This window comes from Streptomyces sp. NPDC014676 (assembly GCF_043084105.1).
Lineage (GTDB): Bacteria > Actinomycetota > Actinomycetes > Streptomycetales > Streptomycetaceae > Streptomyces.
This window is the reverse complement of record NZ_JBIBZI010000004.1, coordinates 143,414-170,405: the sequence shown is the minus strand read 5'-3', so window position 1 is coordinate 170,405 and position 26,992 is coordinate 143,414. Positions and strand designations below refer to the sequence as shown.

Genomic DNA, 26,992 nt, shown 5'->3' with positions numbered 1-26,992 from the left:
ATGGCCGTGACGGCGTTGCTCTCGACGCTGGTCGGCGCGGCACCGGCCATGCCGGCGGCCTCCTCCGGCCCGTCCCGGGCGAGCGGCACTCCAGCGCACTCCGGCTGGCACACCGTCTGGGCCGGCTCCCAGCAGCGGCTCGCGCAGACCACCCTGGACGACCAGTCGGTGCGGTCGATCGCCCGCCTGAGCCAGGGCGGGAACGCCGTACGGGTGCGTATCCAGAACGAGTTCGGCACCGAGCCGCTGAGGATCGGGCGCGGCACGGTCGCCCTGAGCGACGACGGGAAGAGCGCCGCGGTCCGCGCCGGCACCGTCCGGCCCCTCACCTTCCACGGCCGTGCGTCCGTCACGGTGCCGGTCGGCGGCGACGTGTGGAGCGATCCGGTCACCCTCACGACGGCACCGCAGAGCGACCTCGCGGTGAGCCTCCACGTGCCCGGCAGCGTGCGCCCCGGCGAGCACAGTGCGGCGTACCGCGACAACTACCTCACCGAGCCCGGCAGCGGTGACCACGTCGCCGACACGGACGCGGCGGCGTACACGAGGACGGTGGGGTCCACCTACCTGGTGAGCGCGGTGGACGTCCGCAACCCGCGGCTGCGCGGCACGATCGTCGCGTACGGAAGCTCCGTGGTGGACGGCGCGGGCAGCACCGACTGCGGTCCCGGGTGCGACGGGAACGGCGACAACAGCCGCTGGACGGACGTCCTGGCCCGCCGCATCACCGAGGAACTGCCCGCGCGCCAACAGCTCGCCGTGGCCAACGCCGGCATCAACGGCACCCACAGCGCGGCCGGCTGCCCGGACGCCCCCGCGCCGGTCGCCGGACTCGAAGCCGGACCGCGCCTGCGGCGCGACGTCCTGGCACTGCACGGCGTGACCGGGGTGATCTACTTCTACGGCACCAACGACCTGCAGAACGGGTGCACGTCGGACCAGATCATCGAGAGCTACAAGGACGTCTTCGCACGGCTCCACGAGGCGGGCATCGCGGTGTACGTCGTGCCGAGCACCCCGCGCCCGATCTACACCGATCAGATGAACCGCTACCGCTGGGACGTCGGCGCGTACGTGGGCGACGAGGGCGGCTGCGGCGGTGAGTGCGACGGCGTCGTCGACTTCGACCACGCCATCCTGGACCCGGTGAACCCCAACAGCATCAACGGGGCGTACGACGTCGGCGACGGGATCCACGTCAACAAGGCGGGCCACGAGGCCGAGGCGAGGACCGTCCCGCTGCGCATGCTGCTGTCCTCGGCCCGGCGCTGACCGGCACGTCTCCAGGTGACCGGCACGTCTCCGGGCGACCGCCCCGCCCCGGGCCTTCTACGGCGGGGCGGCCTATCCGGTGACGGGCCGGGGAGCGGCCAGGCCCAGGACGCGGTCCTTGAGGGCCGGGAAGCGGTCGCGGGTGCCCGCCACCGTGGCCGGGTCGAAGTCGACCGTGAGGACCTGTTCGCCGGGGCCCGCCTCGGCCAGGACCTCGCCCCACGGATCCACCACGATCGAGTGACCCGCCTGGGGAACCCCCGCGTGGGTCCCGGCCGTTCCACACGCGAGGACGAACGCCTGGTTCTCCACCGCCCGTGCCCGGGCCAGGAGCGTCCAGTGGGACCGGCGGCGCTCCGGCCAGCCCGCCGGGACGACGAGGGTCTCGGCACCGGCGTCGACGAGACCGCGGAAGAGTTCGGGGAAACGGAGGTCGTAGCAGGTCGCCACACCGACGACGGTGTGCGGCAGACGGACGGTCACCAGCGCGTCGCCCGCCCCCATCAGCACGGCCTCGCCCTTGTCGAAGCCGAAGCGGTGGATCTTGCGGTAGGAGGCGGCCAGGTCGCCGGAGGGGGAGAAGACGAGGGAGGTGTTGTAGAGGGTGCCGTCAGGGGCACGCTCGGGGATCGAGCCCGCGTGCAGCCACACGCCCGCGTCGCTCGCGGCCTTGGCCATCGCCTCGAAGGTCGGCCCTTCGAGGGGTTCCGCCTCGTCGGCGAACCGCTCGTACGCGAACGCGCCCGTGGTCCACAGCTCCGGCAACACGACGAGATCGGCCTCGGCCTGATCCCGTACCGTCCCGGCGACCCGCAGCCGACGCGATTCGACCGATTCGTCCTCGTTCACGGCGACTTGGAGCAAGGAAGCGCGCACACTACCACCGTCCTGGCATTCGACCCGCGCACACGGGCCTACGATCGTCACACGAAAGCACTGCCGGGGTGCCTCACAGCAGCGTAACTTAGCGTCCCGAGACACCCGCCGAGTGCAGCCACCGCCCACTGGCACCGCCGCCACAACCTGCCCGTGTACCGACCGCCGAGGGGTCCCGTTTCCGTGAGCCTGCATCCCACCCTCCAGCCCTACGCCGACGCCTGGACCCACTCCATCGAGGCGATATCCGAGCTGGTGCAGCCGCTCCCGGAGGCCGACTGGAACCGGCGGACGCCGTGCCCGGGCTGGTCGGTCCGCGACATCGTCTCGCACGTCATCGGCCTGGACTCCGAGATGTACGGCGACCCCCGCCCCATCCACACCCTGCCGCGCGACCTGTTCCACGTCACCAACGACCACCAGCGGTACATGGAGATGCAGGTCGACGTGCGCCGCCACCACACGGCGCCGGAGATGACCTCCGAGCTGGAACTCATGATCATCCGCCGCAACCGCCAGCTGCGGAACGAGAACCGCGCGCCCGGCACCACGGTGCGCGGCCCGCTCGGCACGGAGCTGACGCTGGAGGAGTCCATGCGCCGGCACGCCTTCGCCGTGTGGGCGCACGAGCAGGACCTGCGCACGGCCCTCGGCCGCCCCGGCAACCTCGACTCCCCCGGCGCGTACATCGCCCGGGACGTGCTGCTCGCCGAGCTGCCGCGCGTGGTCGCCGAGCTGGCGCAGGCGCCGCGCAGCTCGGCCGTGGTCATCGACGTCCACGGTCCGGTGGAGTTCCTGCGCACCATCCGCGTCGACATCCAGGGCCGGGGCACCCTGGAGACGGCCCCGGCCCTCGGCCCGGCCGCCTCCCTCGCCCTCGACTGGGAGACCTACGTCCGCCTGGCCTGCGGCCGGGTGACGGCGGAAGCGGTGACGGACCGGGTGAAGACGGAAGGCGACCCGGACCTGGCGGCGGCAATCCTGAGGTACTTCGCAGTCACCCCGTAACCGCGCGTCCGCGCGATCCGCGATCCGCGATCCGCAATCCGCAATCCGCAATCCGCGGGCAATCGTGCCGCAGGGCGGCACGGGTGGGCGCGACGGCACCCTGCAAGCGCCGGGCCGCGCGACCCACCCCCGCCCAGCAACGACACCGGGCACCTACACAGGCACCTGCACCGTCACACAGGCACGTGCACCGAACTCACCCGGCTCGCGACCAACCGCTCCCGCTCCCTGCGCACCGCCCGCCTCCGCAACCGCAGAATCTGGGTGACACCCAACACCTGCAGCACGAACACGGACGAGAAGGCGACGCCGTAGTCGTCCCCCGTCGCGTCCAGCAGCACTCCGACCGCGAACAACGTCGTCATGGAGGCCACGAAGCCCCCCATGTTCGTGATCCCCGACGCCGTCCCCTGCCGCTCGGCCGGATTCGCCGGCCGAGCGAAGTCGAACCCGATCATCGACGCCGGCCCGCAGGCCCCCAGCACCACGCACAGCACCACCAGCAGCCACATCGGCGCCGTGTCCGCCGGCCAGACCAGGGTCGCGGCCCACAGCACCGCCGTCGCCGCCACCGTCCCCAGCGCCAGCGGCAGCCGCGCCCCGTGATGCCGGGCGATGATCTGGCCGTAGACGAGCCCGAAGGCCATATTGGACAGCACGACGAGAGTCAGCAGCTCACCGGCGGCCGCCCGCGACAGCCCCTGCGCCTCCACCAGGAACGGCATCCCCCACAGGAGCAGGAACACCATCGCCGGGAACTGGGTCGTGAAGTGCACCCACAGCCCCAGCCGCGTCCCCGGCTCCCGCCAGGAGGCGGCGATCTGACGGCGTACATAAGCGGCCCCCTGGTGCGGCACCGGCTCCGGTTCGTACCCCTCGGGATGGTCCTTGAGGAAGAACAGGAGCAGCACGAACACCACGGCACCGGCCACCGCGCTCCCCGCGAACGCCGCCGTCCAGCCGACGCCGTGCAGCAGCCGTGCGAGGACCAGCGTGGAGACGAGGTTCCCGGCCATTCCGGCCAGCCCCGCCATCTGCGCGATCAGCGGCCCGCGCCGGGCCGGGAACCACCGGGTGCCCAGCCGCAGCACGCTGATGAACGTCATCGCGTCACCACAGCCGAGCAGGGCCCGCGAGGTGAGCGCCATGCCGTACGACGGGGAGAACGCGAAGCCGAGCTGCCCGGCCGTGAACAGCACCACGCCGATGCCCAGCACCTTCTTGGTGCCGAGCCGGTCGACCAGCAGTCCGACGGGTATCTGCATGCCCGCGTAGACCAGCAACTGGAGGATGGAGAAGGTGGACAGGGCGGAGGCGCCCACGTCGAAGCGGTCGGCGGCGTCGAGACCGGCCACACCCAGCGACGTACGGAAGATGACGGCGACGAAGTAGACCGAGACGCCGATCCCCCACACGGCGAGGGCGCGCCGTCCGCCGGGAGGATCCCCGGGCAGCGTGCCGCTCATCGCACCTCGCCCCGGGCCAGGTGGGAGAACCAGCCGACGTGCCGGTGGACGACCTCGACGGCCGCCTCCGCGTCGCCGGAGCGCAGCGCCTGGAGGATCTCCCCGTGCTCGGCGAGGGTCTTGGCGATCCGGTCGGGGTGGGAGTGCATCACGGCGACGCCCATCCGGAGCTGGCGGTCGCGGAGCTGGTCGTAGAGGCGGGAGAGGATCTCGTTGCCGCCACTGCGGACGATCTCGGCGTGGAAACAGCGGTCGGTGACGGACGCCGCGGCGAAGTCACCGGCCGCGGCCTGCTCCTTCTGCCGGGCGAGCAGCTCCTCCAGCCGCTCGATGAGACCGGGCGGCGCGGGTACGGCCTTCCTGGCGGCGTGCTCCTCGACGAGCAGCCGGGTCTCGACGACGTCGGCGATCTCCTGCGCGGAGACGGGCAGGACGAGGGCGCCCTTCTTCGGGTAGAGCTTGAGCAGCCCTTCGGCCTCCAGCCGCAGCAGCGCCTCGCGCACGGGGGTCCGCGAGACCCCCACGGCCTCGGCCAGTTCGCCTTCGGTGAGCAGTGTCCCGCCCTCGTAGCGGCGGTCCAGTACGCCCTGCTTGACGTGGGTGTAGACGCGGTCGGCGGCGGGGGGTTGCTTCACAGGGGCCATGCTGGTCATGCGGACAGGATAGATACAACACGCACGCACGGAAGAATCCATCCACGATGCGGACTCCGGTACGGGCTTCGATGCGGGCCCGGACGCGGACCCGGAGAAGTCGGAAGTGGTCCCCGATCCACGCACAACCATCCGCACACGTCACGAGTCAGACAGACGCGGCCCCTTCATGGGCCGCGCCTCAACTTGGCCGCAGGGTAAGGCCATTCCAGGTAATCGGGGTATTCGACTTGAAGATCGACATTCAGGGCTTCCGTGTCCGCAGAGCCGTCGGCGTCGCCATGACCACCGGCGCCCTGCTCGCCTCCGGGGCTCTCTACGCCGCGCCCGCGCAGGCCGCCGCCGCGCCGTCCATCGTCGCCAAGGGCGGCTTCGTGATGAACAACGCGAACGGCAAGTCCCTGTACACGAAGGCGGCGGACACACGTCGTTCGACCGGCTCGACGACGAAGATCATGACCGCGAAGGTGGTGCTGGCGCAGAAGAACCTGAACCTCGACACCAAGGTCACGATCCAGAAGGCGTACAGCGACTACATCGTGCGGAACAACGCCTCGTCGGCGCGGCTGATCGTCGGTGACAAGGTCACCGTGCGCCAGCTCCTGTACGGGCTGATGCTGCCGTCCGGCTGCGACGCGGCGTACGCGCTGGCGGACAAGTTCGGCTCGGGCACGACGCGTGCGGCCCGCGTGAAGTCGTTCATCGGCAAGATGAACTCCGAGGCGAAGAAGCTGGGCCTGAAGAACACCCACTTCGACTCCTTCGACGGCATCGGGAACGGCAGCAACTACTCGACGCCGCGCGATCTGACGAAGATCGCGAGCAGCGCGATGAAGAGCTCCACGTTCCGCTCGATCGTGAAGACGAAGAAGTACACGGCGAAGACGACGACGAAGACGGGCAGCACCCGCACGATGGCGCCGTGGACCAACACGAACACGCTGCTCAGCAGCTACAGCGGCACGATCGGCGTGAAGACCGGCTCGGGCCCGGAGGCCAAGTACTGCCTGGTCTTCGCCGCGACCCGGAACGGCAAGACGGTCATCGGCACGGTCCTCGCCTCCTCCTCCGCCACCCAGCGCGAGAAGGACGCGAAGAAGCTCCTGGGCTACGGCTTCGGCAAGATCTGACACCACCGAACCGGGAAGGGGCCCACCCGCACGGGTGGGCCCCTTCCGCATGCCTCGCACGGCCTTCGGCACGGGGCTACGAGAAATGTCCGAGACCGTGACCGGAAGTCACGGTCTCGGCGTTTGCGCAGGTGGGAGCGGTGCTGAGAAATGTCGTCGCGCCGCCGATCCCGCCCGCCCCGGGCACTCGCCATACACGTCGTCATAAGCCGACACAGCAGCTTCCATTCACGTTCGCTCGCAGTCGTGAACATCATCGAACTGGCTGGGCGAGGGTTCGTACTCTCTCGACGAGGCCGAGGTGCAGTCACCCGAACCCGGCGCCCCCATCGCCTACGCCGTGCCGGAGCAGGTCGCCGAGGCCATCGTCCGGCTGGAGACGCACAACCTTCGGTTGGACGAGAAACTGGCCGCCGGGCAGCGCGAATCGATCGCTTTGCAGAAGGAGACGGTGACCCTGCAGAGGGAATTACTGGTCACCCAGCAGGCCACCCTCGCCGTGCAGCAGGCCATGGTCCGGGCGGTGGAACGCATCACGGACCGGTTCGACACCCTCGTCCTCGAACGTCGGACGCCCACGTCCCTCCTCACCGCGCGGCCCACCACCGAGTCGGTGCTGGCCGACTGGCGGCAGCGGCTGTCCGTGACCGAGGACGTATGGGCGGTGGCCGTGGTGATCGCGCCGGTGCTCGTCGAGCAGGGTGAGCTGTGCGAGCCGCTGGAGTCGATCGCCGCCCGTACGGGGCTCTCCGTCCGACGCGTCAACGACTGTCTCCGGCTGCTGCGCAAGCACGCCTGCATCCGCTCGCAGGGCGGGGCCGAGGACGGGGCACCGGTGTACGTGCTCTCATAGGCCGGCCGGCACACAGCAGGAGGGGCGCCGCAATCCGGACTTGCGGCGCCCCTCCTGTCTCATGAACCTAGCGGTTCGCGGGCGTCAGGCCCAGCTGATCAGCCGCTTCGGCTGCTCCAGGATCGCCGCCACGTCGGCCAGGACCTTGGAGCCCAGCTCGCCGTCGACCAGGCGGTGGTCGAAGGAGAGCGCCAGGGTGGTGACCTGGCGGGGCTTCACCTTGCCCTTGTGGACCCACGGCTGGGGCTTGATCGCACCGACCGCGAGGATCGCGGACTCGCCGGGGTTGAGGATCGGCGTGCCCGTGTCGACGCCGAAGACGCCGACGTTGGTGATCGTGACCGTGCCCGCCTGCATGGCGGACGGGGAGGTCTTGCCCTCACGGGCCGTGGACACCAGTTCCCCCAGGGACTCGGCCAGTTGCGGCAGCGTCTTGGCGTGGGCGTCCTTGATGTTCGGCACGATCAGGCCGCGCGGGGTGGCCGCCGCGATGCCCAGGTTGACGTAGTGCTTGACCACGATCTCCTGGGCCGCCTCGTCCCAGGAGGCGTTGATGTCGGGGTTCCGCTTGATCGCGACCAGCAGCGCCTTGGCGATCAGCAGGAGGGGGTTCACGCGCAGACCCGTGAACTCCTTGTCCTGCTTCAGCTCCTCGACCAGCTTCATCGTCCGCGTCACGTCCACCGTCACGAACTCCGTGACGTGCGGCGCCGTGAACGCCGAGCCGACCATCGCCGCCGCCGTGGCCTTGCGGACCCCCTTGACCGGGATACGGGTCTCGCGGGCGGTGTCGTACGACACCGGGGCCGCGGGTGCGGCAGCCGGTGCGGCGGCGGCCGGGGCGGTCTCCCGCGGAGCCGGAGGCGCCACCGCCGCGTGGACGTCCTCGCGGGTGATGATGCCGTCCGGGCCGGTCGGGGTGACCGTCGTCAGGTCGACGCCCAGGTCCTTCGCCAGCTTGCGCACCGGGGGCTTCGCCAGCGGGCGCTCCTGGGAGACGGCGGGGGCGCTGTGGCCGTTCAGCTCCTGCTGGACCGCTGCCGCCGCCTGCTGGACGGCGGTGTCCGGGGCCGGCGCCTTGCGGGGGCGGCGGCGCGTCGAGGACGTCGCCACGCCGTAGCCGACCAGGACCGGCTGACGGGCCGCCGGCTGCTCCTCGGGCGTCGCGGGCTCCTCGGCGGGAGCGGGGGCGGGTGCCTCCTCCACCGGCGCCGCGCCGCCCGCCACGTCCACCGCGATGATGGACGTGCCCACGTCGACCGTGGTGCCCTCGGGGAAGTGCAGCGCGCGGACCACGCCGTCGTAGGGGATGGGCAGTTCGACGGCCGCCTTCGCCGTCTCGACCTCGCAGACCACCTGGCCGTCGGTGACCGTGTCACCGGGCTGGACGTACCACTTGAGGATCTCGGCCTCGGTGAGGCCCTCGCCCACGTCCGGCATCTTGAACTCGCGTACGGACGCGTTCGTCATCGTCGTCACGACCCTCTCCTCAGTACGCCAGCGAGCGGTCGACGGCGTCGAGCACCCGGTCCAGGTCCGGGAGGTAGGACTCCTCCAGGCGGGCCGGCGGGTACGGGGCGTGGTAGCCGCCCACCCGCAGCACCGGGGCCTCCAGGTGGTAGAAGGAGCGCTCCGTGATCCGCGCGGCGATCTCCGCGCCGGAGCCGAAGAACACCGGTGCCTCGTGGACCACGACCAGGCGGCGCGTCTTCTCCACCGACGCCTGGATGGAGTCGAAGTCAATCGGGGAGACCGAGCGCAGGTCCAGCACCTCCAGGGAGCGGCCCTCCTCGGCCGCCGCGTCCGCGGCCTCCTGGCAGAGCTTCACCATCGGGCCGTACGCCACGAGCGTCAGGTCCGTGCCCTCGCGCACCACGCGCGCGGTGTGCAGCGGGCCCGGGATCGCCTCGGTGTCGACCTCGCCCTTGTCCCAGTAGCGCCGCTTGGGCTCGAAGAAGATCACCGGGTCGTCGCTCTGGACGGCCTGCTGCATCATCCAGTACGCGTCCGACGCGTTCGACGGCGACACGATCTTCAGGCCGGCCACGTGCGCGAACAGCGACTCGGGGGACTCCGAGTGGTGCTCCACGGCGCCGATGCCGCCGCCGTAGGGGATGCGCACGACGACGGGGAGCTTGACCTTGCCCAGCGAGCGGGCGTGCATCTTCGCGAGCTGCGTGACGATCTGGTCGTACGCCGGGAAGACGAAGCCGTCGAACTGGATCTCCACCACCGGGCGGTAGCCGCGCAGGGCCAGCCCGATCGCCGTGCCGACGATGCCCGACTCGGCGAGCGGGGTGTCGATGACACGGCTCTCGCCGAAGTCCTTCTGCAGGCCGTCCGTCACCCGGAAGACGCCGCCGAGCTTGCCGACGTCCTCACCCATGACGACGACCTTGGGGTCCGCGTCCAGGGCGTGCCGCAGCGACTCGTTGATCGCCTTGGCCAGGGCCATCTTCTCCGTCATGTCACTTACCCCCGTCCGCGTCCGCGAACGACGCCTGGTACGCCGCGAACTGCGCACGCTCCTCGTCCACGAGCGCGTGTCCGTCCGCGTACACGTTCTCGAAGATGGCGAAGTGGTCCGGGTCCGGCATGGCACGGACCGCTTCGCGCACTCGTTTGCCCAACGCCTCGCTCTCGGTCTCCAGTTCCGCGAAGAATCCCTCGTCCGCGTGGTTTGAGGCTTCGAGGTAGCGGCGAAGGCGCAGGATCGGGTCCTTGGCCTCCCAGGCCAGGCGCTCCTCGTCGCCGCGGTAGCGGGTCGGGTCGTCGGAGGTGGTGTGCGCGCCCATGCGGTACGTGAACGCCTCGACCAGCGTCGGGCCCTCACCCGCGCGGGCCCGCTCCAGGGCCCACTTGGTGACGGCCAGGTTCGCCAGCACGTCGTTGCCGTCCACGCGGACGCCCGGGAAGCCGAAGCCCTGCGCGCGCTGGTACAGCGGCACGCGGGACTGCTTCTCGGTCGGCTCGGAGATCGCCCACTGGTTGTTCTGGCAGAAGAACACCACCGGGGCGTTGTAGACCGCGGAGAAGGTGAAGGCCTCGGCCACGTCGCCCTGGCTGGACGCGCCGTCGCCGAAGTAGGCGATGACCGCGCTGTCCGCGCCGTCCTTGGTGACGCCCATCGCGTAGCCCGTGGCGTGCAGGGCCTGCGAGCCGATGACGATCGTGTACAGGTGGAAGTTGTTGCCGTTCGGGTCCCAGCCGCCGTTGTTCACGCCGCGGAACATGCCGAGGAGATTGGTCGGGTCCACCCCGCGGCACCACGCGACACCGTGCTCACGGTAGGTGGGGAAGACGTAGTCGTCGTCGCGCAGCGCCCGGCCGGAGCCGATCTGCGCCGCCTCCTGCCCGAGCAGCGAGGCCCACAGGCCCAGCTCGCCCTGGCGCTGGAGCGCGGTGGCCTCGGCGTCGAAGCGGCGGGTGAGCACCATGTCGCGGTAGAGACCGCGCAGGTCGTCGGCGGTGATGCCGTCGACGTAACCGTCGAACTCGGCGTTCTTGACGCGCTTGCCCTCGGGCGTCAGCAACTGGACGAGGGCGGGCTCGGCGCTCTTCCCGGCGCCGGTGGCCTTCTTGGTGGTGCTGGTGGTGCGCTTGGTGCCGGTGGTGCCGGCCTTTGTTCCGGCGCTGCGTCGCGATGTGCGCGCGGCAGTGCTCTCCACGGTCACGTGTGCTCCTCCGTCGGTCCGACCCCCGGGGTTGCCGGTGGGCCAGTGCGGCTCACCTGTTCTCGACCACCGGGCACGGGGTGGGTGCCACTCGGCCGGGAACAGGCGTGACAGGTGCCCCGGCGAGCGCCCTGCAAGAGGCACGTTACCCAGTGCTCCACATCTCTGTGAAACCCCTCTGACCTGCGATTTTGCTTGGATTTCCAAGTAAATCGGGGAAGGCGCCGAAGGTGTGCTGGTCACAGCCTCGCAGGAGGCCGGAGCAACGGCACGTTATCCCGGCCACCCCGGACTCGGGAAGGGTCGAGTTTCGCGGCCGGAAGTGGTACGCCGCGCGGGGTGGGCGGGGGTGCGCCCGGTACGGCCGGAGCCGGCCGGGGTCAGCCGGTCACGCCTTCGATGCTGCCCGTGCCGGCGTTCTCGCCGCCCGTGTCCGTGCCGCCGTTCTCCGTGCCACCGTTCTCCGTGCCACCGTCACCGGTGCCGCCGTCCCCGGTACCACCGTCTCCCGTACCACCGTCTCCGGTGCCGCCGTCCCCGGTGCCACCCGTCTGGGTCGGCTGCGCGGACGTCGGCGGGATGCTCGGCGCCTCGCTCTCGGTCTCCGTGTACGTCGGCTCCTGGGACGGCGTGTACGGCTCCTCCCAGTTCCCGCCCGATCCCGAGCCCGGGTCGGTCTCGGTCTCCGTGCCGGGGTCGGTCGTCTCCTCGGTCGCCTCGTCGCTCGGGCTCTCGCTGGCCTTCTCGTCCCCGGTGCTCTGCGTCACGGACGGAGACTGGTCGGTCTTGCCCCCGCCCCCACCGCCGCCGTTGTTCAGCGCCAGCGCCACACCCGCCGCGACGGCGATCACCGCGAGCACCGCGAGGACCCACAGCTTGCCGCGGCCGCTGCCCTTGTTGCCGTGGCCCTCGAAGCCGCCGTCGTCGCCGCCGTACCCACTGCCGTACCCGGCGGGCAGGATCGGCTGCGGGATCGCCGCCGTACCGGAGACGTCCGGGTGCGGCATCGCGGTCGTGCCCGCGAAGCCGGCCGCCGGGGTGCGCGGACCCTCGTGCATCTCCACCGGACCGGTGTTCCAGGTGCCGGTGTGACCGCCCTGCTCGTAGAGCATCTGCAGCGCGTACTGGATCAGCCCGCGCATCTCCTCGGCCGTCTGGAAACGGTCGTCGGGCTCCTTGGCGAGGGCGCGCATGACCATGCCGTCCAGCTCCGGCGGGCAGGCGTCCGAGGCCTCCGACGGGGGCGTGGGGATGTCCTGGACGTGCTGGTAGACCACCGACAGCGGCGTCTCGCCCGTGAAGGGGGGCCGCAGCGCCAGCAGTTCGTACAGCAGGCAGCCGGTGGCGTACAGGTCGGACCGGTAGTCGACGGCCTTGCCGAGCGCCTGCTCCGGGGAGAGGTACTGCGGGGTGCCCATGACCATGCCGGTCTGGGTCATCGTCGTGGACGCGCCGTGCAGCGCGCGGGCGATGCCGAAGTCCATCACCTTCACGGCACCGTTGTGGGTGATGATGACGTTGGCCGGCTTGATGTCGCGGTGCACGATGCCGTGCTGGTGCGAGTAGGCGAGCGCCTCCAGGACACCGGAGACGATGATCAGCGCCTGCTCGGGGCCCGGGGCCTCGGCGTTCATCAGCAGGTCGCGGATGGTGCGGCCCTCGACCAGTTCCATCACGATGTACGGCACCGACTGGCCGCCGACGACGTCCTCGCCGGAGTCGTAGACGGCGACGATGGCGTGGTGGTTGAGACCGGCCACCGACTGCGCCTCGCGCGTGAAGCGCGCCTTGGACACGGGGTCCTCGGCGAGGTCGGCGCGCAGCAGCTTGACGGCGACCGTGCGGCCGAGACGTACGTCCTCGGCGGCGAACACCTCGGCCATGCCGCCCCGGCCGAGCCGGTGGGTCAGCCGGTACCGGCCGTCGCCGACGAGCCCGCCGTTGCCCCAGTTGTCCGGCGCGTCCGAGATGCCGCCGCCAGTCGCCTCGGGGTCGGACGGGCCCTGAGCGCGCTGCTGCTGTGCCATCAGTCCTCGCCGTCGTTTCTGCCCGCGGTGCGCGCGGTGTTGTTACGGTCTTCGTCGGCCACGCTACAGCCTCAGCGCGTGCCCCCGGTCCGGGACGGGCTCCCAGGACCGGCACGAGACGGACCGGCCATGAAACCCGTACTCCGTACTGTCGTGCAAATCCCGTGTACCGGTAGTACGACCGCTGTAACGCTTCCGCGACGCTTCCTTCGCGTACGGTCACGGAACGGGCACCGCGCTTGACGTGTCAGTGGCCTGGGGCAGACTTGGCCGGGAATAGAGCATGGGATCTACGGCGGATCGGCCACCGGTACGGCGGCGCCGGAGAGGCTACGGGGGAAGCGGAACATGAGCCAGCACGGCGCACAGGGCCACAACGCGGGGCGGGCGCTCGCCGGCGGACGCTACCAACTGCGGGACCTGCTCGGCCAGGGTGGCATGGCCTCGGTCCACCTCGCCTACGACAGCGTGCTCGACCGCCAGGTCGCCATCAAGACGTTGCACACGGAACTGGGCCGGGAGCAGGCCTTCCGCGAGCGCTTCCGCCGCGAGGCCCAGTCCGTGGCGAAGCTCACGCACACCAACATCGTCTCGGTCTTCGACACGGGCGAGGACGACGTCGACGGCATGACGACGCCGTACATCGTCATGGAGTACGTCGAGGGCCGCCCGCTCGGCTCCGTGCTCGACGAGGACGTACGGCAGCAGGGCGCGATGCCCGCCGACAAGGCGCTGAAGATCACCGCGGACGTCCTGGCGGCCCTGGAGATCAGCCACGAGATGGGGCTGGTCCACCGCGACATCAAGCCGGGCAACGTGATGATGACCAAGCGCGGCGTGGTCAAGGTCATGGACTTCGGCATCGCCCGCGCCATGCAGTCCGGTGTGACGTCGATGACACAGACCGGCATGGTCGTCGGCACCCCGCAGTACCTCTCCCCGGAGCAGGCGCTCGGCCGGGGCGTGGACGCCCGCTCCGACCTGTACTCGGTCGGCATCATGCTGTTCCAGCTCGTCACCGGGCGGCTGCCGTTCGACGCGGACTCGCCGCTGGCCATCGCGTACGCGCATGTGCAGGAGGAGCCGCCGGTCGCGTCCTCGATCAACCGTTCGCTGCCGCCGGCCGTGGACGCGCTGATCACCCGCGCGCTGAAGAAGAATCCGAACGAGCGCTTCCCCAGCGCGGAGTCCATGCGCGGGGAGTGCCTGCGGGTGGCGCAGTCCTTCCAGCCGGCCCCGCCGAGCATCGTGCCGGGCACGCAGGCGCAGAGCGGCGCGGGCGTCGGTTCCGCGGTGTTCCCGCCGGTCGGCCAGGCGCCGCAGGCACCCGCGGGCAACGTGCAGACGCCGTACCAGCCGGCGCCGCACCCGTACGGCACCCCGGCGCCGTCCGCGCCGTCACCCGCGTACGGCTATCCGCAGCAGGGCGGTTACCAGACGCCCGCCCCGTCGCCGTACGCGCCGCAGCCGGGGCAGGGGCCGGGGACCCCGCCGCCGTACAACATCACGCCTCAGACGTCCGGCTCGGGCAGATCGGGTGGTGGCCGGAACAAGTCGGTGGTCATCGGGTCGGTCGTCGTCTCCCTCGTCGCCGTCGGCGGGCTGATCGCGGCGCTGATGATGAACGGCGGCGACGAGGATCCGCAGGCCGGCGGAGGCGGCGCTTCGGCGTCGGCGACCAAGGCGGAGGGCTACCGCGGACCCGACACGTCGAAGAAGATCGACAAGGAGAAGTGCGAGGAGCCGTACGAGTCGGCCAACGACCCCGACAAGATCCAGCTCCCGGACTTCAAGTTCAAGTACATCCAGTCGGTGAAGGAGTGCTTCCAGGCCGCCGGCTGGGGAGACTTCAAGATCATCGAGGTCGATGAGAACACCTACGGCGAGGGCTCCGTCAGGGAGCAGTTCCCGCCGGCGGGCACGGACGTCGACCCCGAGAACATGCCCGAGATCACCCTCAAGGTCTCGACGGGCAACCCTCCGTCCTGACCCCGGGACGGACGAGGCGTGACGAAGGGGCCCGGCATCGGATGCCGGGCCCCTTCGCGGTGTTCGGACAGGGACGTCGCGCGGTCTACAGGTACGGGCCGCCCGAGCGGCCGCCCGGGTGCGGGTCCTCCGAGCCGTCACCGACGCCGGGCGGGAGGGCGCGGCGCATCTGCTCCAGTTGGGCGCGCGCGGCCATCTGCTGGGCGAAGAGCGTGGTCTGGATCCCGTGGAACAGGCCCTCCAGCCAGCCCACCAGCTGGGCCTGCGCGATCCGCAGTTCGGCGTCGCTCGGGGTGTTCTCGTCCGTGAAGGGCAGGGAGAGCCGCTCCAGCTCCTCGACCAGCTCCGGGGCCAGGCCGTCCTCCAGTTCCTTCACCGAACTGGCGTGGATCTCCTTGAGCCGGACCCGGCTGGCCTCGTCCAGGGGAGCCGCGCGCACCTCCTCCAGCAGCTGCTTGATCATGCTGCCGATCCGCATGACCTTCGCCGGCTGCTCGACCTGCTCCGTGAGCGGGGTCTCGCGGGAGTCCTCGTCCCCGGCGCCGCCGCTGAGCGCCATGCCGTCCTGGCCGACGACCAGGATCTGCGGATTCTCCGGCGATCGTTCGTTCCTCGGCATCTCCATGCCGCCATTGTCGCGCACGGCCGGGTGCCGTTTCGGCGGTGCCCCCGGAAGCGGGGTCGTTCGGCGGGGGTCCGTCCGACGGCCGTATCCGGAATGCCGGGAGCACCCTGGAATGCCAGGCTGTTTGGCGTCCATCCGGCCCATCTTGCCGGCGGTGCGACCGAGCACCGGCCGGCGCGGGAGGTCACGGTCGTGGCTCCATGGCTGCGTGTAGCGGGGACGGCGGTTGTTCTGGTCACGGGGACGGCGGTGGTGCCGTACGGCCCTGCCGTGGCGCCCCCCGGCACGGGGGTGGCGTACGGCGCCGCCCCCTCGCCCCCGTCCCCCTTGTCGTCGTCCTCGTCGTCCCTCTCGTCGTCGCCCTCGTCGTCGCCCTCCGGGGAGCCGTCGCGGGCCGGGAGCCGGCCGGGCGAGGGCCGGGAGCGGCCGGGGCGGCACGAGAGGGCCGAGAGGGAGCCGCGGGAGCGGGAAAGGAAGCAGGAACGGGAGCGGGAACGGGAGCGGGAGCGGGAGCACGGCGACCGGGACGGTCCGGACGACGGGGGCGCGGGTGCCGTGCCGCGGAAGCCGGGGCGTGCCGAGGGGGTGGGCGAGCGGCCCCCGCGGCCGGGGGACGACGGGGCCGTGTCCCGGGCGCCGGGCGCGGGCGACACCGCCCCGCGGACACCGGCGTCCCAGGCGGCGGTCCCCGTGCCCTCCGCGACCTCGCGGGCGGCGGAACCGGACGCGATCGCCTCCTCCGCCGAGCCCGTACTGCGCATCCTGCCGCTCGGCAGCGGCCTGATGCTCATCGGACTCGGCTTCGGCCTCGCCTTCGTCGCGCTGCGCATGCGTCAGGGGCGCGGCGCGTCCTGAGCCGGCGAAATCCCCTGCCGGGAATCTCCCGGCAGGCCGCGGCGGCACTCCGCGCACGGCTTCCCAGGACCCGGGCCGTAGTGGCACCGCCGCCGGGTGGGCTGCCTGTCAGGACGTGAAGTCCGGGGGCCCGCCCCCGGTTCCGGGCCGTCTCCCCCTGCCGCACCGAGTGGGACACGCACAGGGCGGTGCCGTACCCGGGCGGGAGCCCGCCCCCGGTGGACGCGGCCGGCGGGCCGCGCCGGAGACGGGAACGGCCCCCGCCCTGCCGGCCGGCTCAGTTCGGTGTCACCAGCAGGACCTTGCCGATGTGGCCGCTGTCCTCCACGACCCGGTGGGCGGTGGCCGCGTCCGGCATCGGGATCTCGCGGTCGATGACCGGGCGGACGTGGCCGCCGGTGACGAGCGGCCAGACGTGTTCGCGTACGGCCGCCACGATCGCCGCCTTCTCCTCCAGGGGCCGGGCGCGCAGCGAGGTCGCGCTGATGGCGGCGCGCTTGCCGAGCAGGGCACCGATGTTCAGCTCCCCCTTCACCCCGCCCTGCATGCCGATGATGGCGAGCCGGCCGTTGACGGCGAGGGCCTGGACGTTGCGGTCCAGGTACTTGGCGCCCATGTTGTCGAGGATGACGTCGGCGCCGTGGCCGTCGGTGGCCCGCTTCAGCTCGGCGACGAAGTCCTGCTCGCGGTAGTTGATCAGGATGTCGGCGCCGAGTTCGGCGCAGCGCTCCAGCTTCTCCCCGGTGCCGGCGGTGACGGCGACCCGCGCGCCGACGGCCTTCGCGAGCTGGATCGCCATCGTGCCGATGCCGCTGGAGCCGCCGTGCACGAGGAGGGTCTCGCCGGGGCGGAGGTGGGCGACCATGAAGACGTTCGACCAGACCGTGCAGACGACCTCCGGGAGCGCCGCGGCCTGGTCGACGGTGAGTCCCTCGGGGACGGGCAGGAGCTGTCCGGCCGGGACGGCGACCTTCTCCGCGTAGCCGCCGCCGGCGAGCAGCGCGCAGACCTCGTCGCCGACGGCCCAGCCGCTCACCCCCTCACCGAGCGCGGCGATCCGTCCGGAGCATTCGAGACCGGGGTGGGGGGAGGCGCCGGGCGGGGGGTCGTAGAAGCCCTGCCGCTGGAGGATGTCGGCCCGGTTGACGGCACCGGCCACCACCTCGACCAGGACCTCGCCGGGGCCGGCCACGGGGTCGGGGACCTCGTCCCACACCAGCGCCTCGGGCCCACCGGGTTCGGGAATCGTGATCGCATACATGAGGGGGACGGTACTCCTGGGATGCCGGGGGCCCGGCACACCGCGGGCCTACGACCCGGGTCGCCCCCTTCTCGGCCGTAGGACCGGTCCTGTTCCCGGCCGTAGGGCCGGTCCCGGCGGAAATCCCCGTGCGGGAGCGATGAGTTTGCGCGACGGTGAAGGTCTGTCCCTGCGTAGCCCGAGCATGCGGAAGGACCCGAAGCATGAGCACGCAGACGTCCGGCCTGGCGATCGAGACCGCGGGCCTGGTCAAGACCTTCGGTGAGACGCGGGCCGTGGACGGTGTCGATCTCGCCGTGCCGGCCGGCACGGTGTACGGGGTCCTCGGGCCGAACGGCGCCGGCAAGACCACCACCGTGAAGATGCTCGCCACCCTCCTGCGGCCCGACGGCGGCGAGGCCCATGTCTTCGGGCACGACATCGTGCGCGAGGCCGACGAGGTGCGCGGCCGGGTGAGCCTCACCGGCCAGTACGCCTCCGTGGACGAGGACCTCACCGGCACCGAGAACCTGGTCCTGCTGGGCCGGCTCCTCGGCCACCGCAAGCCCGCCGCCCGCACCCGCGCCGCCCAGTTGCTGGAGGCCTTCGGACTCACGGACGCGGCCGGGAAGCAGGTCAAGCACTACTCCGGCGGCATGCGGCGCCGTATCGACATCGCCGCGTCCATCCTCAACACCCCCGACCTGCTGTTCCTCGACGAGCCGACGACCGGCCTGGACCCGCGCAGCCGCAACCAGGTGTGGGACATCGTGCGCGCGGTCGTCGCCCAGGGCACGACGGTGCTGCTGACCACGCAGTACCTGGACGAGGCCGACCAGCTGGCGTCCCGGATCGCCGTCATCGACCACGGCAAGGTGATCGCCGAGGGCACCAAGGGCGAGCTGAAGGCGTCCGTCGGCGCCGGGTCCGTCCATCTGCGGCTGCGGGATCCGGAGCAGCGGCCGCTCGCCGCCGACCTGCTGCGCCGCGCCCTCGACGCGCGGGTGCAGCCCGAGCCCGACCCGGTGGCGCTGACCGCCCGCCTCGCCGCCGCGAGCCACGACACGGCCGCCGAGCAGGCCGCCCGTGCGCTGAGCGAGCTGGCCCGCGCCGGTGTCACCGTCGACAACTTCTCGCTCGGCCAGCCCAGCCTGGACGAGGTGTTCCTGGCCCTCACCGGCCACGACACGCACGTGCCCGACGCATCCGGCCAGGACGACTCCCACGACCCGAAGGACGAGGTGGCGGCATGAGCACCACGACGACCACCGAGAGCGCCGAACTCGCCCCGGTGCGCACCGACTCCCTCGCCGAACTGCTGGTCGCCAAGGAGCGCCCGCCGCGGCCCAGCGCCTGGTCCGCCTCACTGACCTTCGGCTGGCGGGCGGTCCTGAAGATCAAGCACGTGCCGGAGCAGCTCTTCGACGTGACGGCGTTCCCGATCATGATGGTGCTGATGTACACGTACCTGTTCGGCGGGGCGCTGGCCGGGTCGCCGAAGGAGTACATCCAGTTCCTGCTGCCGGGAATCCTGGTGATGTCGGTCGTGATGATCACCATGTACACCGGGGTCTCGGTCAACACGGACATCGAGAAGGGCGTCTTCGACCGGTTCCGCAGCCTGCCGATCTGGCGGCCGTCGACGATGGTCGGCTATCTGCTCGGCGACGCCCTGCGCTACACCATCGCGTCCGTCGTGATGCTGACCGTGGGCATGATCCTCGGCTACCGTGCCGACGGCGGGGTCCCCGGAGTGCTCGCCGGGATCGCGCTGCTGGTGCTGTTCTCGTTCGCCTTCTCGTGGATCTGGACCATGTTCGGGCTGATGCTGCGCACCGAGAAGTCGGTGATGGGCGTCAGCATGATGGTGATCTTCCCGCTCACCTTCCTGTCCAACGTCTTCGTCGACCCGCGCACCATGCCCGGCTGGCTCCAGGCGTTCGTCAACAACAGCCCCGTCACCCACCTGGCGTCCGCGGTGCGCGGACTGATGGCGGGTGACTGGCCGGCCGACGAGATCGCCTGGACGCTGGGCTGGGCCGGACTGTTCGTGGCGGTCTTCGGGCCGGTCACGATGCGGCTGTACAGCCGGAAGTAGCCGGTCCCGGCCGCGGTTTCGACCACGGTCCCGGCGCGGTCCCAGCCGTGCGGTCCCCTCTGTGGTCCCAGCCGTGCGGTCCCCTCTGCGGTCTCAGCCGCGGAACGGGCGGACGTCGGGCGCGATCTGCGTGCCCGGCGTCGCCCGCACGATCGTGATCAGCCGGTCCGTCAGCTCCAGCGTTCCGACGTCCCGGTCGTCGTAGCCGAGCACCCGGTGCCCGCGGACGACGCTCACCACCAGGTCGCCGATCTCGCGGGGTGTCTTGCCCACCTCGGCCTTTATGACCGGCCGCTCCACGATGTCGAGCCCGGAGCCCTGCTGGATGAGGTCCTCCATGACCATGCCGGCCGAGGGGCTGAGCACGGACAGCCCGAGCAGCCGCCCGGCCGCGCTGGCGCTGGTGATGACCGCGTCGGCGCCCGACTGCTTCAGCAGCGGGGCGTTCTCCTCCTCGCGCACCGCGGCCACGATCTTCGCGCCCCGGTTGATCTGCCGCGCCGTCAGCGTCACGAGGACGGCCGTGTCGTCGCGCTGCGTCGCGATGATGATCTGCCGTGCCCGCTGCACCTCGGCCCGCTTCAGCACCTCGCTGCGCGTGGCGTCCCCTATGACGCCCGCGTAGCCGTCCGCCGTGGCCGCGTCGATCGCCTTCGCGCTGGGGTCGACGACCACGACCTGCTCCTTCCGGAGCCCGGTCGCGCAGACGGTCTTGATCGCGGACCTGCCCTTGGTACCGAATCCGACGACGACGGTGTGATCGCGCAACGCGGACCTCCAGCGGTTCAGTCGCCACTCCTCCCGCGTGCGTTCGGTGAGGGCCTCGAGGGTGGTGCCGACCAGGATGATCAGGAACAGCACGCGCAGCGGCGTGATGACGAAGATGTTGGTGAGCCGGGCGGCGTCACTGACCGGTGTGATGTCGCCGTACCCGGTGGTGGAGAGGGTGACGGTCGCGTAGTAGAACGCGTCGAGGAGATCGATGGACCGGTCGGAGTTGTCGTTGTAGCCGTCGCGGTCGGCGTACACGACGACCGCCGTCACCACCAGCACCACCAGGGCCCACGACAGTCGTTTGGCGACCTGGCGGACCGGGTGCTCCACCAGTTTCCTCGGGAGTTTCACCCGATGGGTCACCAGGTGTTCGTCCGCCTGGCGAGCGATGGCGTCCTGGCCCGGAAGTTTCACGTGAAACACACCCCGGTTCCTCCGGACGTCCAGGGCAGGTCGAGCAGTTCCGTCTCCTGGCCGGGCCGTGCGCCGCCGGGGGGTACGACGGCGAGCGCGTCGGCCGCCGCGATGCCGCGCAGCATGGCCGGGCCGTTGTAGAGCAGCGGCAGCGCCCGGTCGCCGCGCAGGGCGACCGGGACCAGCCGGGTGTCGTACGGGTGTCCCTGCACACCGTCCCGCAGCGGCAGCGTGTACGGCTCGGGAGCGGGGCGGGCCGCGAGGGTGCGCAGCAGGGGCTCGGCGAGCGTGAGCAGGCCGGAGACGGCGGCGAGGGGGTTGCCCGGCAGGCCGACGAGGTACTGGTCGGCCTTGGTGCGGGCCAGGAGCATGGGATGGCCGGGGCGCACCTTGACGCCGTCCACGAGGAGTTCGGCGCCGATGCGGCGCAGCGCGGGGTGCACGTGGTCGACCGGGCCGGCGGCGGTGCCGCCGGTGGTGACGACGACATCGGCGCCGGATGCCGTGATGGCCTCGTACAGCGCCTGTTCGGTGTCGCCGACCCGGCGTACGGCGGTGACCTCCGCGCCGAGTGCGCGCAGCCAGGGAGGCAGCAGCGGGCCGAGCGCGTCCCGGATCAGCCCGTCGTGCGGCAGGCCCTCGCCGAGCAGTTCGTCGCCGAGGACGAACACGTCGGCGCGGGGGCGGGGGACGGCGGTGAGCGTGTCGTATCCGGCGGCGGCGGCCATCCCCAGGACGGGCGGGGTCACCGGGGTGCCCACGGGCAGCAACTGGTCGCCGCTGCGGCACTCCTGGCCGCGGGGGCGGATGTCCTGGCCGTGGGTGACGGTGTGCGGCGGCCGGGTGGCCGCGGTGACGTGCAGCCGGCCCTTGTCGTCGGTGCGGCCGTGCTCGCTGCGGAGTACGGCGGTGGTGTCCGGGGGGACACGGGCGCCGGTGGCGATGCGGACGGCCTCGCCGTCGGTGAGCGGGGGGTGCGCGGAGTGCCCGGCGAGGACGCCCTCGTCCCGCACGGACCAGGGGCCTGGTCCGGAGACCGCCCAGCCGTCCATCGCGGAGGTGTCGAAGGAGGGCAGGTCGGTGAGGGCGGTGAGGGGGGCGGCGAGGGTGAGGCCCAGGGCGGAGGCGAGGGGGACGGCGACCGGGGTCAGGCAGCCGGTACGGCCTCCGGTGCGTCCGCCGGTGCCGTGGCGCGGGGCGTCCTCGGCGATGGCGCGGGCGTCGGGCCAGGCGGTGGCGTCGTGGCGCGGGTGCGTGGGGCGGGGGGTGTCCGTGGTGCCGCCGGGGTGTTTCCTCACGAGAGCGAGCGCCTCCTCGACGTCGAGGTCGTCGGCGTTCCCGTCGGCCCGGGCGGCGCGCGCGGTCATCAGGCGTCCGGGCGGGTGTCGGGAGCTTCTGGGGTGGCGTCGGGGGCCTTGGGGGTGACGTCGGCGGTTTCCTCGTCGGCCCAGCGCAGGGCGAGTGCCGCGGCCTTGCGGGCCGCCTCGGCGACGGCCTCCCGGTCACCGCCCGCCCGCGCGGCCGCGTAGCCGACGAGGAAGGTGGTCAGCGGCGCGGCGGGCCGGGCCACACCGTGGGCGGCGTCACGGGCGAGGTCGAGCAGTACGCCGGTGTCGACGTCCAGGTCGATGCCCAGTTCGTCCTTGACTGCGGAGATCCATTCATCCAACACGTGTCCATGCTCCCTGATGCGTGCCCTGGCAGTGGCGATGTCGTCCCAGGTGTCGCAGTCGAAGGACGCCACCGGGTCGGAGATACGGGTGAGGTCGAGCGAGCCGGTCAGCCGGCGCAGGGGCAGCCCGGCCAGCTCGCCGTGCCGGCCGGTGAGCACGGCCAGCCCGCGGCGCAGGGCCTCGGCCCGGTACGCGGCGACCAGCGGCTGGTCCCGGCCGTCGGAGTCGGTCAGCAGCACGCCGTCCGCGGTGCCGTGCCGAAGGGGTGCCAGCAGTCCCCGCACCGTGCGGCGGTCGAGGAAGGGCAGGTCGGCGGAGAGCAGGACGACCTGGTCGGCCGTGGTGTGCCGGAGTCCGGCGGCGAGCGCGGCCAGGGGGCCGCCGCCCGGGGGTTCCTCACGGGCCCAGATCACGGGCCGCGCGGTGGGGCGGGGACCGGCGACGACCACCGTGGTCCGGGCGTCGGCGCAGGCCGCGAGCACCCGGTCGAGCAGCGCCCGGCCGCCCACCCGCACCCCGGGCTTGTCCGCGCCCCCGAGCCGCCGGGCGGCGCCACCGGCGAGCACGACGGCGTCGTACGCGGGGCCGGGGCCCTCGGAGGGGTCGCCGGAGGGATCATCGGGAGGATCGCCGGAGGGATCACCGGAGGGATCGCCGGGTGGCTGATACTCGGTCACCCTCCGAGTATGCGTGCCCCCGCGATCACAGGGAACGCGGGGGCACCGAGACGCGGCCGGGAAGACCGGTGGCTCGAAGTGGACTCACAGCGTCCGCAGCAGCACCGCCGGCTGTTCGACACAGTCCGCCACGTACCGCAGGAAGCCTCCCGCGGTGCCGCCGTCGCAGACCCGGTGGTCGAAGGTGAGCGAGAGCTGCACGACCTGCCGCACCGCCAGCTCGCCCTCGTGCACCCATGGCTTGGGGACGATGCGGCCGACGCCGAGCATGGCGGCCTCGGGGTGGTTGATGATCGGTGTGGAGCCGTCGACGCCGAACACGCCGTAGTTGTTCAATGTGAAGGTGCCGCCCGTGAGTTCCGCGGGCGTCAGCGTGCCGGTCCGGGCCGCCTCGGTCAGCCGGGCGAACTCGGCCGTCAGCGACTCGGCGTCCCGCGTGTGCGCGTCCCGGACGACGGGGACGACCAGCCCCCGGTCGGTCTGCGCGGCGAAGCCGAGGTGCACGTCGCCGTACCGGACGATCTCCCTGGCCTCGGTGTCCACCGAGGAGTTGAGCTCGGGGAAGCGGGCGAGCGCGGCCGTGCAGACACGGGCCAGCAGCGCGATGACGGATATCCTCGGCCCGCCCGCCGCGTTCATCGCGGCCCGTGCGCGCATCAGTTCGGTCGCGTCGGCGTCCACCCAGCAGGTCGCGTCGGGGATCTCGGTACGGCTGCGGGAGAGCTTGTCGGCGACGGCCCCGCGGATGCCCTTGAGGGGGACACGGGTCACGCCCGAGGTGTCCGCGACCGGCGCCGGCGCGCCCGCGCCCGCCCGGCCGGTCCGCGGTTCGCCGGCCGTCGTGCCCGTACGGCCCTGGGCGGCGGCGGCGCGCAGGGCGTACTCCACGTCCGCGCGGAGGATCAGCCCCTCGGGTCCGGAGCCGGTCATCTCCCGCAGGTCCAGGCCGTTCTGCCGGGCCAGCCTGCGCACCAGGGGGGAGATCACGGGGACGGGGCCGTCCACCGCGCCCGGGGTGCGGGCCTGCGCGGCGGCGGGCCGCGCGGTCCTGGACCGTCCGTTCGCCATGGGTGGGGAAGGGACGGCGGGGGCCGTCTGCGGCGGACGGACGCGGCGGCGCCGGGCCGGGGCCTCCGCGGTGCCGTAGCCGACCAGGACGTTTCCGGAGCCCTCGGTGGCGGGGGCCGTGCCGCGCGCGCCCTCGGATTCCGCGGGCTTCGCGGGGCTCGCGTCCCCGGCCGGGCGGCCGTCGGCCGGCTCGCCCACCGCCACCGTCAGCAGCGGGGCGCCGACGGGCAGCTCCGTGCCCTCCGCGCCGAAACGGGCCGTGACGACACCGCCGTAGGGGCAGGGCACGTCCACCATCGCCTTGGCCGTCTCGACCTCGACGACCGGCTGGTCCACGGCGACGACGTCACCGACCTCGACCAGCCAGCGCACGATCTCCGCCTCGGTGAGCCCCTCACCGAGGTCGGGCAGCTTGAACTCCAGCACCTGTGCCATCAGCTCTCGGCCTCCCATTGCAGACGCCCCACGGCGTCCAGGATCCGGTCCACTCCGGGCAGGTGGTGGCGCTCCAGCATCGGCGGCGGATACGGCAGGTCGAACCCGGCCACACGCAGCACCGGCGCCTCCAGGTGGTGGAAGCAGCGCTCCGTGACCCGGGCCGCGATCTCCCCGCCCGGGCCGCCGAAGCCACCCGACTCGTGGACGACGACCGCGCGCCCCGTCCGCCGTACCGAGGCGCACACCGTCTCGTCGTCGAACGGCACCAGGGAGCGCAGATCGACGACTTCGAGGTCCCAGCCCTCGGCCCGGGCCGCCTCGGCCGCCTCCATGCAGACGGGCAGCGACGGCCCGTACGTGATGAGCGCGGCGCTCCGCCCGGAGCGCCGCACCACCGCACGGCCTATCGGTTCAACGGCCGTCGGGTGCTCCGGGTTCCAGGAGTCCTTCGACCAGTAGAGCCGCTTGGGCTCCAGGAAGACGACCGGGTCGTCGGAGGCGATGGCGGCGCGCAGCAGCCCGTAGGCGTCGGCGACGGTGGCGGGCGTGACGACGTGGAGCCCCGGGGTCGCCATGTAGTACGCCTCGGAGGAGTCGCTGTGGTGCTCGACGCCGCCGATGCCGCCGCCGTAGGGGACGCGGATGGTGAGGGGCAGCGGCATCTTCCCGCGCGTGCGGTTGCGCATCTTCGCGACGTGCGAGACGAGCTGCTCGAACGCCGGGTAGGCGAACGCGTCGAACTGCATCTCCACGACCGGGCGCAGTCCGTACATGGCCATGCCGACGGCCGTGCCGAGGATGCCCGCCTCGGCCAGCGGGGTGTCCGTGCAGCGGTCCTCGCCGAACTCCTTCGCGAGTCCGTCGGTGACCCGGAAGACACCGCCGAGGGTGCCGACGTCCTCGCCCATGACGTGCACGGACGCGTCGGCGGCCATGGCGTCGCGCATGGCGCGCGTGAGGGCCTGCGCCATGGTGGCCGGCTTGACGGCGACGGTGGTCATCACTGTGCCCCTTCCGGCTCGGCCTCGGCCGCCAGCTCGGCCCGCAGCTGCTCACGCTGCTCCAGGAGCTGGGGGGTGGGCTCGGCGTAGACGTGGGTGAAGAGGTCCATGGGATCGAGCGCCGGGTCCTGGTTCATGCGGGCGCGCAAGGAGGCGGCCATGGCCTCGGCGTCCTGGCGGGCGGTCTCGGCACCGGCCTCGTCGAGCAGTCCGCGCCCGGTCAGCTCGTGCTCCAGCAGGGCGATCGGGTCGTGCCGCTTCCAGGTCTCGACCTCGGCGTCGCCCCGGTAGCGGGTGGCGTCGTCGGCGTTGGTGTGGGCCTCCACGCGGTACGTGATCGCCTCGACCAGGGTCGGACCGCCGCCCGCGCGGGCACGGCGCACGGCGTCGGCCAGGACCTCGTGCACGGCGACGGCGTCGTTGCCGTCCACCAGGCGGCCGGGCATGCCGTAGCCGACGGCCTTGTGGGCCAGCGACGGGGCCGCGGTCTGCTTGGCGAGCGGTACGGAGATCGCGAAGCCGTTGTTCTGGACGAGGAAGACCACCGGGGCCTGCCAGACGGCGGCGAAGTTCAGCGCCTCGTGGAAGTCGCCCTCGCTGGTGCCGCCGTCGCCGACCATGGCGAGCGCGACCACGTCGTCGCCCTTGAGGCGGGCGGCGTGCGCGAGACCGACGGCGTGCGGCAGCTGGGTGGCGAGCGGGGTGCTCAGCGGGGCCACGCGGTGCTCGTGGGGGTCGTAACCGGTGTGCCAGTCGCCGCGCAGCAGGGTGAGTGCCTCGACGGGGTCCACCCCGCGCGCGACGACGGCGAGGGTGTCGCGGTAGCTCGGGAAGAGCCAGTCCTGGTCCGCCAGGACGAGCGCGGCGGCGACCTCGCAGGCCTCCTGGCCGGTGCTGGAGGGGTAGACCGCGAGACGGCCCTGCTTGGTGAGGGCGGTGGCCTGCGCGTTGTAGCGGCGGCCCTTCACCAGCTCCGCGTACAGCCGGCGCAGCAGCTCCGGGTCGGCCCCGGCGGCCGCCTCGGTGCCGAGCACGCGGTACGGCTCCGCGTCGGGCAGCAGCGGCACGGGGTCGGTACGGGGCTGCCAGGCGGGCGGCGGGGTCGGCCGGTAGGCCCCCCGCTGCTCCATGACCGTCATGACGGCACCTCCTCGTGGGACGTCGGAGGCGCGGCGTCTGTG

Annotated in this window: 22 protein-coding genes and 1 pseudogene; 8 read left to right on the top strand and 15 right to left on the bottom strand. The window is 72.2% G+C overall.

Going from position 1 to position 26,992, the window contains the following annotated elements:
* Positions 1-1,272: a GDSL-type esterase/lipase family protein gene (locus ACF1DX_RS13455; protein ID WP_391791320.1), complete on the top strand. Its 1,272-nt coding sequence runs from the start codon at positions 1-3 to the stop codon at positions 1,270-1,272.
* A 72-nt stretch (positions 1,273-1,344) separates the two neighbouring features.
* On the opposite strand, the gene ACF1DX_RS13450 is transcribed toward ACF1DX_RS13455, so the two are convergent.
* Positions 1,345-2,148, bottom strand: a complete 804-nt coding sequence (locus ACF1DX_RS13450) for a carbon-nitrogen family hydrolase (protein WP_391791319.1) — start codon at positions 2,146-2,148, stop codon at positions 1,345-1,347.
* A gap of 183 nt (positions 2,149-2,331) precedes the next feature.
* Here ACF1DX_RS13450 and ACF1DX_RS13445 point away from each other — a divergent pair, with 183 nt between their 5' ends.
* Positions 2,332-3,156 (top strand): maleylpyruvate isomerase family mycothiol-dependent enzyme, encoded by an 825-nt coding sequence (locus ACF1DX_RS13445; protein WP_391791318.1) that lies wholly within the window; start codon positions 2,332-2,334, stop codon positions 3,154-3,156.
* 173 nt (positions 3,157-3,329) lie between these two features.
* Here the strand turns inward: ACF1DX_RS13445 and ACF1DX_RS13440 are convergent, their stop codons facing one another.
* Both ACF1DX_RS13440 and ACF1DX_RS13435 read right to left on the bottom strand, forming a co-directional pair.
* Positions 3,330-4,622: a nitrate/nitrite transporter gene (locus ACF1DX_RS13440; RefSeq protein ID WP_391791317.1), complete on the bottom strand. Its 1,293-nt coding sequence runs from the start codon at positions 4,620-4,622 to the stop codon at positions 3,330-3,332.
* Positions 4,619-5,275: a GntR family transcriptional regulator gene (locus tag ACF1DX_RS13435; protein WP_391791316.1), complete on the bottom strand. Its 657-nt coding sequence runs from the start codon at positions 5,273-5,275 to the stop codon at positions 4,619-4,621. Before ACF1DX_RS13435 ends, ACF1DX_RS13440 begins: the two co-directional genes overlap by 4 nt.
* Before the next feature lie 281 nt (positions 5,276-5,556).
* Between ACF1DX_RS13435 and ACF1DX_RS13430 the strand changes: the two genes are divergently transcribed.
* Together ACF1DX_RS13430 and ACF1DX_RS13425 are read left to right on the top strand one after the other, a co-directional pair.
* Positions 5,557-6,405 (top strand): D-alanyl-D-alanine carboxypeptidase family protein, encoded by an 849-nt coding sequence (locus tag ACF1DX_RS13430; protein ID WP_391791656.1) that lies wholly within the window; start codon positions 5,557-5,559, stop codon positions 6,403-6,405.
* 271 nt (positions 6,406-6,676) lie between these two features.
* Positions 6,677-7,258 (top strand): annotated as a pseudogene (locus ACF1DX_RS13425) (DNA-binding protein); the annotation flags it as partial.
* A gap of 84 nt (positions 7,259-7,342) precedes the next feature.
* On the opposite strand, the gene ACF1DX_RS13420 reads toward ACF1DX_RS13425, so the two are convergent.
* From ACF1DX_RS13420 to ACF1DX_RS13405, 4 genes are all read right to left on the bottom strand, one after another.
* Entirely contained in the window at positions 7,343-8,737 is a 1,395-nt protein-coding gene (locus ACF1DX_RS13420; RefSeq protein WP_391791315.1) for a dihydrolipoamide acetyltransferase family protein, read from the bottom strand.
* Positions 8,738-8,747: 10 nt separating this feature from the next.
* Positions 8,748-9,725: an alpha-ketoacid dehydrogenase subunit beta gene (locus ACF1DX_RS13415; RefSeq protein WP_391791314.1), complete on the bottom strand. Its 978-nt coding sequence runs from the start codon at positions 9,723-9,725 to the stop codon at positions 8,748-8,750.
* Between the two features lies 1 nt (position 9,726).
* Positions 9,727-10,932, bottom strand: a complete 1,206-nt coding sequence (gene pdhA, locus ACF1DX_RS13410; protein ID WP_391791313.1) for a pyruvate dehydrogenase (acetyl-transferring) E1 component subunit alpha — start codon at positions 10,930-10,932, stop codon at positions 9,727-9,729.
* Between the two features lie 380 nt (positions 10,933-11,312).
* A complete protein-coding gene (locus tag ACF1DX_RS13405; protein ID WP_391791312.1) occupies positions 11,313-12,959 on the bottom strand; it encodes a protein kinase in 1,647 nt (548 codons plus the stop codon).
* A gap of 348 nt (positions 12,960-13,307) precedes the next feature.
* On the opposite strand from ACF1DX_RS13405, the gene ACF1DX_RS13400 reads away from it, so the two are divergent.
* Entirely contained in the window at positions 13,308-14,948 is a 1,641-nt protein-coding gene (locus tag ACF1DX_RS13400) for a protein kinase (RefSeq protein ID WP_391791311.1), read from the top strand.
* Between the two features lie 85 nt (positions 14,949-15,033).
* Here the strand turns inward: ACF1DX_RS13400 and ACF1DX_RS13395 are convergent, their stop codons facing one another.
* A complete protein-coding gene (locus ACF1DX_RS13395) occupies positions 15,034-15,573 on the bottom strand; it encodes a bacterial proteasome activator family protein (RefSeq protein ID WP_085572900.1) in 540 nt (179 codons plus the stop codon).
* 192 nt (positions 15,574-15,765) lie between these two features.
* Between ACF1DX_RS13395 and ACF1DX_RS13390 the strand changes: the two genes are divergently transcribed.
* Positions 15,766-16,428 (top strand): hypothetical protein, encoded by a 663-nt coding sequence (locus ACF1DX_RS13390; RefSeq protein ID WP_391791310.1) that lies wholly within the window; start codon positions 15,766-15,768, stop codon positions 16,426-16,428.
* 277 nt (positions 16,429-16,705) lie between these two features.
* Here ACF1DX_RS13390 and ACF1DX_RS13385 read toward each other — a convergent pair whose 3' ends face one another.
* Positions 16,706-17,689 (bottom strand): NAD(P)H-quinone oxidoreductase, encoded by a 984-nt coding sequence (locus ACF1DX_RS13385; RefSeq protein ID WP_391791309.1) that lies wholly within the window; start codon positions 17,687-17,689, stop codon positions 16,706-16,708.
* A gap of 203 nt (positions 17,690-17,892) precedes the next feature.
* On the opposite strand from ACF1DX_RS13385, the gene ACF1DX_RS13380 reads away from it, so the two are divergent.
* Positions 17,893-18,921 carry an ATP-binding cassette domain-containing protein gene (locus ACF1DX_RS13380; protein ID WP_391791308.1) on the top strand — a complete coding sequence of 343 codons (1,029 nt, stop codon included), beginning with the start codon at positions 17,893-17,895 and terminating at the stop codon, positions 18,919-18,921.
* Positions 18,918-19,766 carry an ABC transporter permease gene (locus ACF1DX_RS13375; protein WP_391791307.1) on the top strand — a complete coding sequence of 283 codons (849 nt, stop codon included), beginning with the start codon at positions 18,918-18,920 and terminating at the stop codon, positions 19,764-19,766. Before ACF1DX_RS13380 ends, ACF1DX_RS13375 begins: the two co-directional genes overlap by 4 nt.
* A gap of 93 nt (positions 19,767-19,859) precedes the next feature.
* Here ACF1DX_RS13375 and ACF1DX_RS13370 read toward each other — a convergent pair whose 3' ends face one another.
* From ACF1DX_RS13370 to pdhA (ACF1DX_RS13345), 6 genes are all read right to left on the bottom strand, one after another.
* Entirely contained in the window at positions 19,860-20,954 is a 1,095-nt protein-coding gene (locus ACF1DX_RS13370) for a potassium channel family protein (RefSeq protein WP_391791655.1), read from the bottom strand.
* Positions 20,951-22,321 (bottom strand): molybdopterin molybdotransferase MoeA, encoded by a 1,371-nt coding sequence (locus ACF1DX_RS13365; protein WP_391791306.1) that lies wholly within the window; start codon positions 22,319-22,321, stop codon positions 20,951-20,953. The genes ACF1DX_RS13370 and ACF1DX_RS13365 overlap by 4 nt, the downstream gene beginning before the upstream one ends.
* The gene (locus tag ACF1DX_RS13360; RefSeq protein WP_391791305.1) at positions 22,321-23,304 is read right to left on the bottom strand and encodes an NTP transferase domain-containing protein; all 984 of its coding nucleotides are present in this window, start codon (positions 23,302-23,304) and stop codon (positions 22,321-22,323) included. The genes ACF1DX_RS13365 and ACF1DX_RS13360 overlap by 1 nt, the downstream gene beginning before the upstream one ends.
* A gap of 84 nt (positions 23,305-23,388) precedes the next feature.
* The gene (locus ACF1DX_RS13355) at positions 23,389-24,807 is read right to left on the bottom strand and encodes a dihydrolipoamide acetyltransferase family protein (protein WP_391791304.1); all 1,419 of its coding nucleotides are present in this window, start codon (positions 24,805-24,807) and stop codon (positions 23,389-23,391) included.
* Positions 24,807-25,811, bottom strand: a complete 1,005-nt coding sequence (locus ACF1DX_RS13350) for an alpha-ketoacid dehydrogenase subunit beta (protein ID WP_391791303.1) — start codon at positions 25,809-25,811, stop codon at positions 24,807-24,809. The genes ACF1DX_RS13355 and ACF1DX_RS13350 overlap by 1 nt, the downstream gene beginning before the upstream one ends.
* Complete coding sequence (gene pdhA / locus ACF1DX_RS13345; RefSeq protein WP_391791302.1) at positions 25,811-26,950, bottom strand: pyruvate dehydrogenase (acetyl-transferring) E1 component subunit alpha; 1,140 nt, start codon at positions 26,948-26,950, stop codon at positions 25,811-25,813. The genes ACF1DX_RS13350 and pdhA (ACF1DX_RS13345) overlap by 1 nt, the downstream gene beginning before the upstream one ends.
* Positions 26,951-26,992: the final 42 nt, after the last annotated feature.

Excerpts from the sequence above, each read along its gene's own strand:
- ACF1DX_RS13455 (WP_391791320.1), top strand. The coding sequence starts at position 1 with ATGGCCGTGACGGCGTTGCTCTCGACGCTGGTCGGCGCGGCACCGGCC.
- ACF1DX_RS13395 (WP_085572900.1), bottom strand. The coding sequence starts at position 15,573 with ATGGAGATGCCGAGGAACGAACGATCGCCGGAGAATCCGCAGATCCTG.
- ACF1DX_RS13400 (WP_391791311.1), top strand. The coding sequence starts at position 13,308 with ATGAGCCAGCACGGCGCACAGGGCCACAACGCGGGGCGGGCGCTCGCC.
- ACF1DX_RS13435 (WP_391791316.1), bottom strand. The coding sequence starts at position 5,275 with ATGACCAGCATGGCCCCTGTGAAGCAACCCCCCGCCGCCGACCGCGTC.
- ACF1DX_RS13440 (WP_391791317.1), bottom strand. The coding sequence starts at position 4,622 with ATGAGCGGCACGCTGCCCGGGGATCCTCCCGGCGGACGGCGCGCCCTC.
- pdhA (WP_391791302.1), bottom strand. The coding sequence starts at position 26,950 with ATGACGGTCATGGAGCAGCGGGGGGCCTACCGGCCGACCCCGCCGCCC.
- ACF1DX_RS13430 (WP_391791656.1), top strand. The coding sequence starts at position 5,557 with ATGACCACCGGCGCCCTGCTCGCCTCCGGGGCTCTCTACGCCGCGCCC.
- ACF1DX_RS13355 (WP_391791304.1), bottom strand. The coding sequence starts at position 24,807 with ATGGCACAGGTGCTGGAGTTCAAGCTGCCCGACCTCGGTGAGGGGCTC.
- ACF1DX_RS13375 (WP_391791307.1), top strand. The coding sequence starts at position 18,918 with ATGAGCACCACGACGACCACCGAGAGCGCCGAACTCGCCCCGGTGCGC.
- ACF1DX_RS13380 (WP_391791308.1), top strand. The coding sequence starts at position 17,893 with ATGAGCACGCAGACGTCCGGCCTGGCGATCGAGACCGCGGGCCTGGTC.
- ACF1DX_RS13415 (WP_391791314.1), bottom strand. The coding sequence starts at position 9,725 with ATGACGGAGAAGATGGCCCTGGCCAAGGCGATCAACGAGTCGCTGCGG.
- ACF1DX_RS13405 (WP_391791312.1), bottom strand. The coding sequence starts at position 12,959 with ATGGCACAGCAGCAGCGCGCTCAGGGCCCGTCCGACCCCGAGGCGACT.
- ACF1DX_RS13350 (WP_391791303.1), bottom strand. The coding sequence starts at position 25,811 with ATGACCACCGTCGCCGTCAAGCCGGCCACCATGGCGCAGGCCCTCACG.
- ACF1DX_RS13385 (WP_391791309.1), bottom strand. The coding sequence starts at position 17,689 with ATGTATGCGATCACGATTCCCGAACCCGGTGGGCCCGAGGCGCTGGTG.
- ACF1DX_RS13365 (WP_391791306.1), bottom strand. The coding sequence starts at position 22,321 with ATGACCGCGCGCGCCGCCCGGGCCGACGGGAACGCCGACGACCTCGAC.